The sequence below is a fragment of the Corynebacterium frankenforstense DSM 45800 genome, from assembly GCF_001941485.1.
Lineage (GTDB): Bacteria > Actinomycetota > Actinomycetes > Mycobacteriales > Mycobacteriaceae > Corynebacterium > Corynebacterium frankenforstense.
The window spans coordinates 1,237,663-1,250,532 of record NZ_CP009247.1 but is presented as its reverse complement, the minus strand read 5'-3'; the positions used below and the strand labels follow the sequence as shown (position 1 = coordinate 1,250,532).

9 protein-coding genes are annotated in these 12,870 nt (G+C 71.5%); 5 read left to right on the top strand and 4 right to left on the bottom strand.

Annotated features, from left to right (window positions below):
- The first annotated feature begins 315 nt into the window (after nt 1-315).
- The 5 genes from tkt to pgl all read left to right on the top strand — a co-directional run bounded on the left by tkt (nt 316) and on the right by pgl (nt 7,257).
- The gene (gene tkt, locus CFRA_RS05410; protein WP_075663777.1) at nt 316-2,412 is read left to right on the top strand and encodes a transketolase; all 2,097 of its coding nucleotides are present in this window, start codon (nt 316-318) and stop codon (nt 2,410-2,412) included.
- Between the two features lie 143 nt (nt 2,413-2,555).
- Nucleotides 2,556-3,638 carry a transaldolase gene (gene tal, locus CFRA_RS05405; RefSeq protein ID WP_075663776.1) on the top strand — a complete coding sequence of 361 codons (1,083 nt, stop codon included), beginning with the start codon at nt 2,556-2,558 and terminating at the stop codon, nt 3,636-3,638.
- A gap of 196 nt (nt 3,639-3,834) precedes the next feature.
- The gene (gene zwf / locus CFRA_RS05400; RefSeq protein ID WP_075664899.1) at nt 3,835-5,379 is read left to right on the top strand and encodes a glucose-6-phosphate dehydrogenase; all 1,545 of its coding nucleotides are present in this window, start codon (nt 3,835-3,837) and stop codon (nt 5,377-5,379) included.
- An 80-nt stretch (nt 5,380-5,459) separates the two neighbouring features.
- A complete protein-coding gene (locus CFRA_RS05395) occupies nt 5,460-6,386 on the top strand; it encodes a glucose-6-phosphate dehydrogenase assembly protein OpcA (protein ID WP_075663775.1) in 927 nt (308 codons plus the stop codon).
- 58 nt (nt 6,387-6,444) lie between these two features.
- Nucleotides 6,445-7,257 (top strand): 6-phosphogluconolactonase, encoded by an 813-nt coding sequence (gene pgl / locus CFRA_RS05390; protein WP_075663774.1) that lies wholly within the window; start codon nt 6,445-6,447, stop codon nt 7,255-7,257.
- 100 nt (nt 7,258-7,357) lie between these two features.
- On the opposite strand, the gene secG is transcribed toward pgl, so the two are convergent.
- The 4 genes from secG to CFRA_RS05370 form a co-directional block, all read right to left on the bottom strand.
- Nucleotides 7,358-7,591, bottom strand: coding sequence for a preprotein translocase subunit SecG (gene secG / locus CFRA_RS05385; protein ID WP_075663773.1), 234 nt, complete (start codon nt 7,589-7,591; stop codon nt 7,358-7,360).
- 125 nt (nt 7,592-7,716) lie between these two features.
- Entirely contained in the window at nt 7,717-10,485 is a 2,769-nt protein-coding gene (ppc, locus tag CFRA_RS05380; protein ID WP_075663772.1) for a phosphoenolpyruvate carboxylase, read from the bottom strand.
- 192 nt (nt 10,486-10,677) lie between these two features.
- Nucleotides 10,678-11,460 (bottom strand): triose-phosphate isomerase, encoded by a 783-nt coding sequence (tpiA, locus tag CFRA_RS05375; RefSeq protein ID WP_075663771.1) that lies wholly within the window; start codon nt 11,458-11,460, stop codon nt 10,678-10,680.
- Between the two features lie 48 nt (nt 11,461-11,508).
- On the bottom strand, nt 11,509-12,726 hold the full coding sequence (locus tag CFRA_RS05370; protein ID WP_075663770.1) for a phosphoglycerate kinase: 1,218 nt from the start codon (nt 12,724-12,726) through the stop codon (nt 11,509-11,511).
- Nucleotides 12,727-12,870 lie beyond the last annotated feature (144 nt).

Genomic DNA, 12,870 nt, shown 5'->3' with positions numbered 1-12,870 from the left:
TCACAGTCCTCGCGGTGGGCTCCCCGCAGACAGGGGCGGGGGCACGTGGCAGTGGTCGAAACCGACCGCGCGGAAGTTCCCGCCGCCCGGCCACCGCCCCCGTTCGGGCGGGGCACGGCACGGGGGCGGCGTCGCGTACGGGACAACACTCTATCGTGCCCGTCCGCGCGGCCACGCCACCAGGTGCCGTCGCACGGGTACGATTGCTTGCGAACCCGGAACTTCCCGGGCAGCACGGCGCGGTGCCGCCGGGGCGGTCGCGGCGCCCCGGCAGCCGGCACCCGCACACCGAGCATCACCGAGAGGAATTGAACAGTGAGCCTTTCTCCTGAACTGCAGGCACTGACGGAGCGTCGGTACCCGGACGACTGGACGGACACCGACACCCGTGCCGTCGACACCGCCCGCATCCTGGCGGCCGACGCCGTCGAGAAGTGCGGGTCGGGCCACCCCGGCACCGCGATGAGCCTCGCTCCGCTCGCCTACACCCTCTACCAGCGGGTCATGGACCACGACCCGTCTGACGTGCACTGGACCGGCCGCGACCGGTTCGTGCTCTCCTGCGGCCACTCCTCGCTGACCCAGTACGTCCAGCTCTTCCTGGGCGGGTTCGGCCTGGAGCTGCAGGACCTCAAGGAGCTGCGCACCTGGGGCTCGAAGACCCCGGGCCACCCCGAGTACCGCGACACCGACGGCGTCGAGATCACCACCGGCCCGCTGGGCCAGGGCCTGGCCTCCGCCGTGGGCATGGCCATGGCCTCGCGCCGCGAGCGCGGCCTGTTCGACCCGGAGGCCCCGGAGGGCGAGTCGCCCTTCGACCACTACATCTACGTCATCGCCTCCGACGGCGACCTCCAGGAGGGTGTCACCTCCGAGGCCAGCTCGCTGGCCGGCACCCAGCAGCTGGGCAACCTCATCGTCTTCTACGACGACAACGACATCTCGATCGAGGACGACACCGACATCGCCTTCAACGAGGACGTGCCGGCCCGCTACGCCGCCTACGGCTGGCAGGTGCTCGACGTCGAGGGTGGCGAGGACGTCACCGCGATCCTCGAGGCCGTCGAGGAGGCCAAGAAGGACACGAGCCGTCCGTCCTTCATCCGCGTGCGCACCGTCATCGGCTACCCGGCCCCGAACAAGATGAACACCGGCGCCTCCCACGGCGCCGCGCTGGGCGCCGACGAGGTCGCCGCCGTCAAGAAGGAGCTCGGCTTCGACCCGGAGAAGAGCTTCGACGTCGACGACGAGGTGCTGGCCCACACCCGCGAGCTGCGCGAGCGCGGCGCGGCCCGCCACGCCGAGTGGCAGAAGAAGTTCGACGCCTGGGCCGAGGCCAACCCGGAGCGCAAGGCGCTGTTCGACCGCCTGACCGCCGGCGAGCTGCCGGAGGGCTGGGACGCCGAGCTGCCGACCTGGGAGCCCGACGAGAAGGGCATCGCCACCCGCAAGGCCTCCTCCGCCGTGCTCCAGGCCCTGGGCAAGACCCTGCCCGAGCTGTGGGGCGGCTCCGCCGACCTGGCCGGCTCGAACAACACCACCATCGAGGGCTCGCCCTCCTTCGGCCCGAAGTCGATCTCCACGGACACCTGGTCCGCCGAGCCCTACGGCCGCACCCTGCACTTCGGCATCCGCGAGCACGCCATGGGCTCGATCCTCAACGGCATCGCCCTGCACGGCCCGACCCGCCCCTACGGCGGCACGTTCCTGATCTTCTCGGACTACATGCGTCCGGCCGTGCGCCTCGGCGCCCTGATGAAGGTCAACTCCTACTACGTGTGGACCCACGACTCCATCGGCCTGGGCGAGGACGGCCCGACCCACCAGCCGGTCGAGATCCTCGCCGCCCTGCGCGCCATCCCGAACCTGGCGGTGCTGCGCCCGGCCGACGCCAACGAGACGGCCGCCGCCTGGCGCGCCGCCCTGGCCCACGACGGCTTCGGCCCGAAGGGCCTGGCGCTGTCGCGCCAGAACCTGCCGGTGCTCGAGGGCACCCGCGAGAAGGCGATGAAGGGCGTCGAGCGCGGCGCCTACGTCCTGGTCGAGGGCTCCAAGGAGACCCCGGACGTGATCCTCATGGCCACCGGCTCCGAGGTCCAGCTGGCCGTCAAGGCCGCCGAGCGCCTCGAGTCCGAGGGCACCGCCGCCCGCGTCGTCTCCGTGCCCTGCATGGACTGGTTCGCCGAGCAGGACCAGGCCTACATCGACGAGGTCCTGCCGCCCGAGGTCACCGCCCGCGTCTCCGTCGAGGCCGGCATCGCGATGCCGTGGTACCGCTGGCTCGGCCAGCGCGGCCGCGCCGTCTCCCTGGAGCACTACGGCGCCTCCGCCCCGGCCGCCGAGCTCTTCGAGCGCTTCGGCTTCACCGTGGACGCCGTCCACGACGCCGCCCGCGCCTCCCTGGACGCCTGACCGACTCCCCCGGCGGTGCCTCCCCGGTGCCGCCGGGTCCCGGGCCCGGGGCCTTCCGGGGCCTCCCGGGCCCGCACAGCGACACCTGTTGAACCCGTCGACACGTTCTCCCGGTCGACACACCAGAAGTTAGGAAGATCCACATGACCGCCATCGACGATCTTGCCTCGGTGGGCACCTCCACCTGGCTCGACGACCTCTCCCGCGACCGCATCACCTCCGGCAACCTGGCCGAGGTGATCAAGGACAAGTCCGTCGTGGGTGTGACCACCAACCCGGCGATCTTCGCCGCCTCGATGTCGAAGGGCACCGCCTACGACACCCAGATCGCGGAGCTCAAGGCCGCCGGCGCCGACGTCGACACCGCCGTCTACGCGATGAGCATCGACGACGTCCGCGACGCCTGCGACGTCTTCGCCGAGATCTACGAGCGCTCCGGCGGCAAGGACGGCCGCGTCTCCATCGAAGTCGACCCACGCATCTCCGACGACGCCGACCGCACCCTGGCCCAGGCCAAGGAGCTGTGGGCCAAGGTGGACCGCCCGAACGTGATGATCAAGATCCCGGCGACCGAGGCCTCCCTGCCCGCCGTGACCGACGCCCTGGCCGAGGGCATCAGCGTCAACGTCACGCTGATCTTCTCCGTCGAGCGCTACCGCGCCGTCATGCAGGCCTTCGCCGACGGCATCAAGCGCGCCGCCGGGAACGGCCACGACGTCTCCAAGATCCACTCCGTCGCGTCTTTCTTCGTCTCGCGCGTGGACACCGAGATCGACAAGCGCCTCGAGGCCATCGGCTCCGAGGAGGCCCTGGCCCTGCGCGGCAAGGCCGGCGTGGCCAACGCCCGCCTCGCCTACGCGGAGTACCTGAAGTTCTTCGAGGCCGCCGAGCTGCCCGAGGGCGCCAACGTCCAGCGCCCGCTGTGGGCCTCGACCGGCGTGAAGAACCCGGAGTACCCGGCCGACCTCTACGTCGTGGAGCTGGCCGGCCCGAACACGGTCAACACCATGCCGGAGAAGACCATCGACGCCGCCCTGGCCGGCGACAACGTCCACGGTGACACCCTCAACGGCACCGCCGACGAAGCCGCCGAGGTCTTCGAAAAGCTGCGCGCCGTGGGCATCGACGTCGACGACGTCTTCGTAGTGCTCGAGCGCGAGGGCGTCGAGAAGTTCGTCGCCTCCTGGTCCGAGCTGCTCGAGAAGATGGCCCAGCAGCTGGCCTGATCCTCAAGCGCCCGACCCCGCCCCGCCCCGCCCGAGACCCCGCGGTGTCCCGGGCGGGGCAGCGCCGTCAGGACCCGGCACCCCGTGCACTCCCCCGCTGATCCCCCTCCTTACCCTTAGACCGCCCGCTCGACCCCGCCCGCCGGACGCCCAGACGCGCCACGGGCGGCCCTGATGAAAGGCCGTGACCGTCCCCGTGACCGCTCCCCACAGCCCCGCCGACTGGACCAACCCGCTGCGCAACCCGCACGACACCCGCCTGCCGCGCATCGCCGGTGCCTCCGGGATGGTCATCTTCGGCGTGACCGGCGACCTCTCGCGCCGCAAGCTCCTGCCCGCCGTCTACGACCTGGCCAACCGCGGCCTGCTGCCCGCCGGGTTCACCCTCGTCGGCTTCGGCCGCCGCGAGTGGTCCAAGCAGGACTTCGAGGACCACGTCCGCGCCGCCGTGCTCGACGGCGCGCGCACCCCCTGGGACGACAACGTCTGGGAGCGCCTCTCGGCCGGCATGCACTTCGTGACCGGCACCTTCGACGACGACGCCTCCTTCGACCGGCTCGCCGACACCCTCGCCGAGATGGACCGCACCCGCGGCACCGGCGGCAACTGGGCGTTCTACCTCTCGGTGCCGCCGGGCAGCTTCGCCGACGTCTGCGCCCAGCTGGACCGCTCCGGCCTGGCCGCCGGCTCCGACGGCTCGTGGCGCCGCGTGATCGTCGAGAAGCCCTTCGGCCACGACCTGGCCAGCGCGAGGGAGCTGAACCGGACGATCAACTCGGTCTTCCCCGAGGAGTCCGTCTTCCGCATCGACCACTACCTGGGCAAGGAGACGGTCCAGAACATCCTGGCGCTGCGCTTCGCCAACCAGCTCTTCGAGCCGTTCTGGGACGCCCGCTACATCGACCACGTCCAGATCACCATGGCCGAGGACATCGGCCTCGGCGGGCGCGCCGGCTACTACGACGGCATCGGTGCGGCCCGCGACGTCATCCAGAACCACCTGATCCAGCTGGCCGCGCTGGTGGCCATGGAGGAGCCGGTGGCCTTCGACCCCGCGCAGCTGCGCGCCGAGAAGATCAAGGTGCTGCGCGCCGCCGCCCCGGTCGAGCCCTTCGACGAGACGACGGCCCGCGGCCAGTACGGCCCCGGCTGGCAGGGCTCCGAGAAGGTGCCCGGCCTGCGCGAGGAGGAGGGCTTCGACCCGGAGTCGACCACCGAGACCTTCGCCGCGCTGACCGTGGAGATCGGCTCGCGCCGCTGGGCCGGCGTGCCGTTCTACCTGCGCACCGGCAAGCGCCTCGGCCGGCGCGTCACCGAGATCGCGCTCGTGTTCAAGATGCCGCCGCACCAGCCCTTCCGCGACGAGCAGACCGCCGCCCTGGGCCCGAACGCGGTGGTCATCCGCGTCCAGCCCGACGAGGGCGTGCTCATGCGCTTCGGCTCGAAGGTCCCGGGATCCTCGATGGAGGTCCGCGACGTCAACATGGACTTCTCCTACTCGGAGAACTTCACCTCCGACTCCCCCGAGGCCTACGAGCGCCTCATCCTCGACGTGCTGCTCGGCGAGGCCAGCCTCTTCCCGACCAACACCGAGGTCGAGCTGTCCTGGAAGATCCTCGACCCCGTCCTCGAGTACTGGGCCGCCCACGGCCGCCCCGACACCTACCCGGCCGGCACGTGGGGTCCGGCCTCCGCCGAGCGGATGCTCGCGCGCCACGGCCGCACCTGGCGCCGCCCGTGACGGGCGCGCAGCCCGCACGCCCAGCGCGGCCCGCCAAGCCCGCCCCGGAGACCGACCCCGTCCGCAGTGAAAGAGACACCATGACCGAGATCCTCACCGACACCTCGACCGGCTACATCGCCCGGCGCCTGGTCCGCGTGCACGAGACCACCGCCCAGACCACGGGCCGCGTGCTCACCCTCATCGTCCTCGCCGGCGCCGACGAGAACCTGGAGTCCGTCATCGGCACCGTCAAGGACGCCTCCCGGGAGCACCCCTCCCGCGTGCTCGTCCTCCTCGACGCCGCCCACGGCCGCCCGCTGCCGGAGGGCAAGGACTCCTGCATCGACGCCGAGATCCACGTCGGCGGCGACGCCGGCGCCAGCGAGCTCGTGGTCATCCGCATGAACGGCGAGGTCGCCGAGCACCCCGCCAGCGTGGTCACCCCGCTGCTGCTGCCGGACACCCCGATCGTGTGCTGGTGGCCTTCGGCGGCCCCGGCCGACCCGGCGGCGACGAAGGTCGGCCGCATCGCCCAGCGCCGCATCGTCGACAGCCGCTGCAGCGGCCACGACGACGCCCTCGCTGTGCAGCGCGAGCACTACTCCCCCGGCGACTCCGACCTGGCCTGGGCGCGCATCACCCTGTGGCGCGCGATCGTGGCCTCCACGCTCGACCAGCCGCCGCACCACGACATCACCGAGGCGCACATCTCCGGCCCGGCCGGCAGCTCCAGCGTCGACCTGGCCGCCGGCTGGCTGGCCGACCGCCTGCGCGTGCCGGTCACCCGCGAGACCCACACCGGCCACGGCATCCGCCTGACCATGACGCGCGCCGACGGCGAGCTGGTCATCGACCAGCGCTCCCTGGACACCGTCGAGGTGGAGGTGCCGGGCGCGGCGACGCAGCTCGTCGCCCTCAACGAGCGCTCCCAGGCCGACTGCCTGTCCGAGGAGCTGCGCCACCTCGACCCCGACGACGCCTACGCCGGCGCCCTCGACGGCATCCGCCGCCTCAACTGGGCCTGACACGTCTTACGGCCTGACCGGCCCCGAGCCCGCCAGACCCAACAGAAGGAGAACCGAAATGACTGACGCCCCCGTCCACCCCGCCCGCCCCGAGATCGTGCGTGTCGCCGACCTCGAGGAGCTGACCACGGCCGCCGCGACCCGCTTCATCGAGGTCGTCGCCGCCGCGCAGTCCCCGGGCGGCGGCCGCCACGGCGACGGTGTCGCGCGCGTCGTGCTCACCGGCGGCGGCGCGGGCACCGGCCTGCTGGCCAAGCTCGCCGAGTTCGACGCCGCCGCCGACGCCCAGGCCGAGACCTTCCCGGCCCTACGCGTCGACTGGAGCCGTGTGGAGGTCTTCTTCGGCGACGAGCGCGACGTGCCGGTCACCGACCCGGAGTCCAACGAGGGCCAGGCCCGCGCCGCGCTCCTCGAGGCCGTCGGCGTGCCCGAGGCCAACATCCACGGCTGGCGGCTCGGCGGCGGGCGGGCGGGCGGTGACGGCCTGGACCTGGAGACCGCCGTCGAGCGCTACGCCACCGTGCTCGAGGAGTTCGCCCCGCGGGGCTTCGACCTGCACCTGCTGGGCATGGGCGGCGAGGGCCACGTCAACTCCGTCTTCCCGCACACCGCGGGCACGCGTGCCGACGCCCCCGAGGTGCTCGCCGTGACCGACTCACCGAAGCCGCCGGCGCACCGCGGCACGATCACGCTCACCGGCGTGGCGCGCGCCGAGCGCGTCTGGCTGCTCGTCGCCGGCGCGGGCAAGGCCGAGGCCGCCGCGCACGTGGCCGCGGGCGCCGGCCCGGCCGAGTGGCCCGCCGCCGGCGCCCGCGGCGCCGCGGAGACGCTGCTCTTCCTCGACGACGCCGCGGCCGGCGAGCTGGGCTGAGCCCCGGGCCAGCGAGCTGGGCTGAGCCCCGCCACGCAAGACAGCGACCCCGTCGCGCCCGGGTGGGCGCGACGGGGTCGTCGTCAATCGTGGGTGTGCGTCAGGCGTAGGCCTGCAGCAGGTTCAGCGCCACGATGCACAGGATCCAGATGAGGGCCATGATCACCGTGTAGCGGTCGAGGTTCTTCTCCACCACGGTGGAACCCGACAGGTTGGACTGCACGCCGCCGCCGAAGAGGCTGGACAGGCCGCCGCCCTTGCCCTTGTGCAGGAGCACGAACACCGACATCAGCACGGCGCTGAGCACGAGCACGATCTGGAGCGCGAGGATCATTGAAGTGAAGTCCCCTTCTGTCTGACGGGTTGAATGACTTGGGACAGTCTACACCATCGCCGCCCTGCCGGGCGGCGCGTGCCGCGGCGCGTCGATTGCCGACGCGCCGCGGCCTCCCGGCGTGACTAGCCGGAGTTGCGCAGGGCGGTGGCCAGGCCGTTCATGGCCAGCTGGATGCCCAGCGGGACCTTCGGGTCCTCGTCGCCGGCGCGGTAGCGGCGCAGCAGCTCGACCTGCAGCACGTTGAGCGGCAGCAGGTACGGGAAGCGGTCGCGCACGGAGCGGGCCAGCTCGGGGTTGTCGGCGAGCAGCTCGTCGCGGCCGGTGACCTTGGCGAACATCTCGCAGGTCAGCTCGTACTCGGCGCGGATGGCGTCGAAGACGCGCCGGGCGACATCCTGGTCGGAGATCAGCGAGGCGTACATCTGCGCCAGGCTCATGTCCGCCTTGGCCATGACCTGGGCCATGTTGGACATCACCGAGGCGAAGAACGGCCAGTTCTCGGCCAGGTCGCGCAGCTCGGCGACCGCGGCGTCGCGGTCCTCGGACTGCTCGATGAAGTCGCGCAGCGCGGTGCCCACGCCGTACCAGCCGGGCAGCATGACGCGCGACTGCGACCAGGACAGCACCCACGGGATGGCGCGCAGGTCATCCAGCGACTCGGTCTGCTTGCGCGACGACGGGCGCGAGCCGATGTTCAGCTTGCCGATCTCGGCGACCGGGGTCGACTCGGTGAAGTACTGGATGAAGCCGGGGTCCTCGTGGGCCAGGCGGGTGTAGGCCGCCTGGCTGGCGTGCGAGAGCCAGGTCATGATCTCGGCGGCGCGCTGCGGGTCGTCGAGGTCGTTGACGTCCATCAGCGAGGCCTCGAGCGTGGCCGAGACCAGCGCCTCGAGGTTGCGGCGCGCCGTCTCCGGCGAGCCGTACTTCGCGGAGATGATCTCGCCCTGCTCGGTGACGCGCACCGCGCCCTGCACGGCGCCGGCTGGCTGGGCCAGGATCGCGTCGTAGGACGGTCCGCCGCCACGGCCGACGGTGCCGCCGCGGCCGTGGAAGAACCGCAGGCGCAGGCCCTCCTCGCGGCAGGCCTGCACGATCTGGGTCTCGCCGTTGAACAGGGCCCAGTTCGCGGCGAAGTAGCCGCCGTCCTTGTTGGAGTCGGAGTAGCCGAGCATGACCTCCTGGAGGTCCCCCCGGTTGCGCAGGTAGGTGCGGTAGAGCGGGATGGACCAGACGGCGCGCAGGATGTCGGCGCCGCCCTCGAGGTCGTCGATGGTCTCGAACAGCGGGATGACGTCGACGGAACCGGTCGGGTCCTCGCCGTTGGCGTGGATCAGGCCGACCTCCTTGAGCAGGACCATCGGCTCGAGGATGTCGCTGACCGAGGCGGCCATCGAGATGATGCAGTGCGGCACCATCTCGGGGCCGAACTTGTCGACGGCCTCGGCGGCCGCGCGGAAGATGCCGAGCTCGCGCTCGGTGGGCTCGGTGAAGTCGTGGTAGCCGGCCGGCACGAGCGGGCGCGGGGTGCGCAGCTCGTCGACCAGCAGTTTGATCTTCGCGTCCTCGTCCAGGCCGCGGTAGTCCTCGGCCACGTGCGCCAGGGAGAACAGCTCGGTGAGCACGTCCTCGTAGCTCTCGGAGTTCTGGCGGATGTCCAGGGCGTAGAGGTGGAAGCCGAAGGTGCGCACGGCGGCGCGCAGGTCGGCCAGGCGGGCGTCGGCGATGATCTCGTCGTGCTCCGCGCGCAGGCAGGAGTCGATGAGGTCGAGGTCCGCGAGGAACTCCTCGGCGTCGGCGTAGGGCTCGTGGGCCTTGAACCAGTCGCCCTCGACGGCGTCGGGGCCGATCAGGCCGACGGTGGTGGCCAGGATGCGGCCGCGCACGCCGTGGACGGCGCGGCGGTAGGGCTCGTCGACGCGCGAGGGCACGTCGTTGTGGCCCTCGTCGGCCAGCGCGTAGAGCTTCTCGGAGACCTCGCCGAGCCGGTCGGACAGGCTCAGCTCGTGCTCGAGGTCGTGCAGCTGGCCGGCGTAGTACTTCAGCACGGTCTCCGCGGCGCGGGTGGCCGCGTAGTCGAGCGTGGTGCCGGTGACGTACGGGTTGCCGTCGTGGTCGGCGCCGATCCAGCAGCCGGGCTGCACGATCGGGTGCTGCGGCACGGGCGCGCCCGCGGAGTCGGAGAGCAGCTTGACGACGTCGTGGTTGAGCTTCGGGATGGCCTGCAGCAGCGAGAGCTTGTAGTAGCGCAGGCCGACCTCGACCTCGTCTTCGAGGCGGGGACGGGCGACGCGGATCAGGGCGGTCTGCCACAGGATGGTCAGGCGGCGGCGCACGTCGCGCTCGATCTCCTCGAGCTCGCCGGCGGTCAGGGCGTTCTCCCCCGCCGTCAGCAGCACGCGCCGGCGGCGCATGAGCTCGGAGATGTGCTTCTGGGCGTCGAAGACGGTGCGGCGGCGGGTCTCGGTCGGGTGGGCGGTGAGCACCGGGGCGACCTGCGTGGCGGGGAACTCCCGCGAGATCGTCGCCGGGTCGACGCCGGCCTCGGCCAGCTTGCGCCAGGTCGCGTCGAGGGTGGATGCGGGGGCGGGCTCGCCGGCCTGGCGGCGGTGCAGCCGGGCCGACTCGTCGTAGAGGTCCTCGGCCAGGTTCGCCATGAGGGCGAAGTGGCTGAATGCGCGGATGACGTCGCGGGCCTTCTCGGCCTCGATGTCGTGGAACATGGCGGCCAGGTCGGACATGTCGGCCTCGCCGCGGGCGACCTCGAAGGCGCGCCGGCGCGAGTTCTCGACCAGGTCGAAGGTCTCCTGACCCTCCTGCTCGGCGATGACCTCGCCGAGGACGCGGCCGAGGAACCGGATGTCGTCCTGCATGTTGGTTTGATCGTCAACCATGACGGTTCTTCCTCTCCACCCCGGGCGGTCGCGGGCGCGGGGCCCGTGCCACCGGAGGGTGTGCAGTAAGTGAGGTTTTAGGTTCTTGAGCTGCGGTTTCTATGCCCTTGCGGGCGGGTTCGGGCGTGAAAAACCGCCCCGTGGTGGGGTCGCCACCACGGGGCGGCCTCGGGTCACGCCAGGTTCGGTCGTCTAGGCGACCGTCTGGGCGGCGTTGGCGGCCAGCTTGGCGAAGGCCTCGCCGTCCAGGGAGGCGCCGCCGACCAGACCGCCGTCGACGTCGGGCTTGCCGACGATCTCGGCGACGGAGTCGGCCTTGACGGAGCCGCCGTAGAGGATGCGGAACTCCTCGGCGGTCTTCTCGTCGGCGAGCTCGGCGATCAAGTTGCGCAGCGCGCCGCAGACCTCCTGGGCGTCGTCGGCCGAGGCGACCTTGCCGGTGCCGATGGCCCAGACGGGCTCGTAGGCCAGGACGGTGCGGGCCAGCTGGGCGGCGTCGAGGCCGGCCAGCGACCGGCGGGCCTGCTCGACGACGTAGTCGACGTGCTCGCCCTTCTCGCGGACCTCGAGCGGCTCGCCGACGCAGACGATCGGCGACATGCCGGCGCCGAGGGCGGCGGCGGCCTTGGCGGCGACGGTCTCGTCGGTCTCGCCGTGGTACTGGCGGCGCTCGGAGTGGCCCACGACCACCCAGGCGCAGCCCAGCTTGGCGAGCATCTCGGCGGAGACCTCACCGGTGTAGGCGCCGGACTCGTGCACGGAGACGTCCTGGGCCCCGTAGGTGAACTGCAGCTTGTCGCCCTCGACGAGGGTCTGGACGGAGCGCAGGTCGGTGAACGGGACGGTGAAGGCGACGTCGATCTTCTCGTAGTACTCCTTCGGCAGGGCGAAGGCGAACTTCTGCAGGACGGTGATGGCCTCGAGGTGGTTGAGGTTCATCTTCCAGTTGCCCGCGATGAGGGGGGTGCGTGCCATGTGCGTTTCGGCCTTTCTGTGGGTGGCTGGTTTCGGGTAACGGCAGGCTCAGCGGTTCAGGACCGCGACGCCCGGCAGCTCCTTGCCCTCGAGGAACTCGAGGGAGGCGCCGCCGCCGGTGGAGATGTGCGAGAAGCCGTCCTCGTCGAGGCCGAGCACGCGCACGGAGGCCGCGGAGTCGCCGCCGCCGACGACCGAGAAGGAGTCGTTGTTCCTGGTGGCGTCGATGATCGCCTGGGCCAGGCCCTTGGTGCCCTTGGAGAACGCCTCGAACTCGAAGACGCCCATCGGGCCGTTCCAGAACACGGTCTTGGAGGAGGCGAGCACCTCGGCGAAGCGCTCGACCGACTTCGGGCCGATGTCCAGGGACATCCAGCCGGCGGGGATGCCGTCGAGCTCGACGATCTTGTGCTCGGCGTCCTTGTCGAACTTCTCGGCCGCGACCAGGTCGACCGGCAGGACGATCTTGTCGCCGTAGCGCTCGAGCAGCTCGCCGCAGGTCTCCACCATCTCCTCCTGGAGCAGGGACTCCTGGACGTCGTAGCCCTTGGCCTTGAGGAACGTGTAGCACATGCCGCCGCCGATGACGAGGCTGTCGGCCTTGCCGGCCAGGGCCTCGATGACGCCGAGCTTGTCGGAGACCTTCGAGCCGCCGAGGACGACCACGTAGGGCTTGGCGGGCTCCTTGGCCACGGAGTCGAGGACGGAGACCTCCTTGTTGACCAGGTAGCCGGCGTAGGCGGGCAGGCGCTTGGCCACGTCGAAGACGGAGGTCTGCTTGCGGTGGACCACACCGAAGCCGTCGGAGACGAAGGCGCCGTTGTCGGCGGCCAGGGCGACGAGCTCGTCGGCGAACTCGGCGCGCTCGGCCTCGTCCTTGCTGGTCTCACGCGGGTCGAAGCGGACGTTCTCGAGCAGGACGATCTCGCCGTCGCTCAGGCCGTTGGCGCGCTCGTGGGCGTCCTCGCCGACGACGTCGCCGGCCAGGGCGACGTACTGGCCCAGGGCCTCGCTGAGGGCCTCGGCGACGGGCTTGAGGGAGAACTTCGGGTTGACCTCGCCCTTCGGGCGGCCGAGGTGGGCCATGGCGATGACCTTGGCGCCACCCTCGAGCAGGGCCTTGAGGGTCGGCAGGGACGCGGTGATGCGGCCCGGGTCGGTGATCTCGCCGGCGTCGTTGAGCGGGACGTTGAAGTCGGAACGGACGAGCACGTGGCGTCCGGCGACGCCCTCGGCGAGCAGGTCGTCGATGGTCTTGATGGCCATGTCTGGGTTTCTCCTCGGGGAAAGTTTGGGGGTGTGTCTGGGGGTTCAGGTATGCGAAGAGCGGCCCCGGCTCAAAGGGGGAACGCGGCGGTGCCGCTGCCCCCTCGAGCGAGGCCGCTCATCGGTCGGCACGAGCCGAGTCAG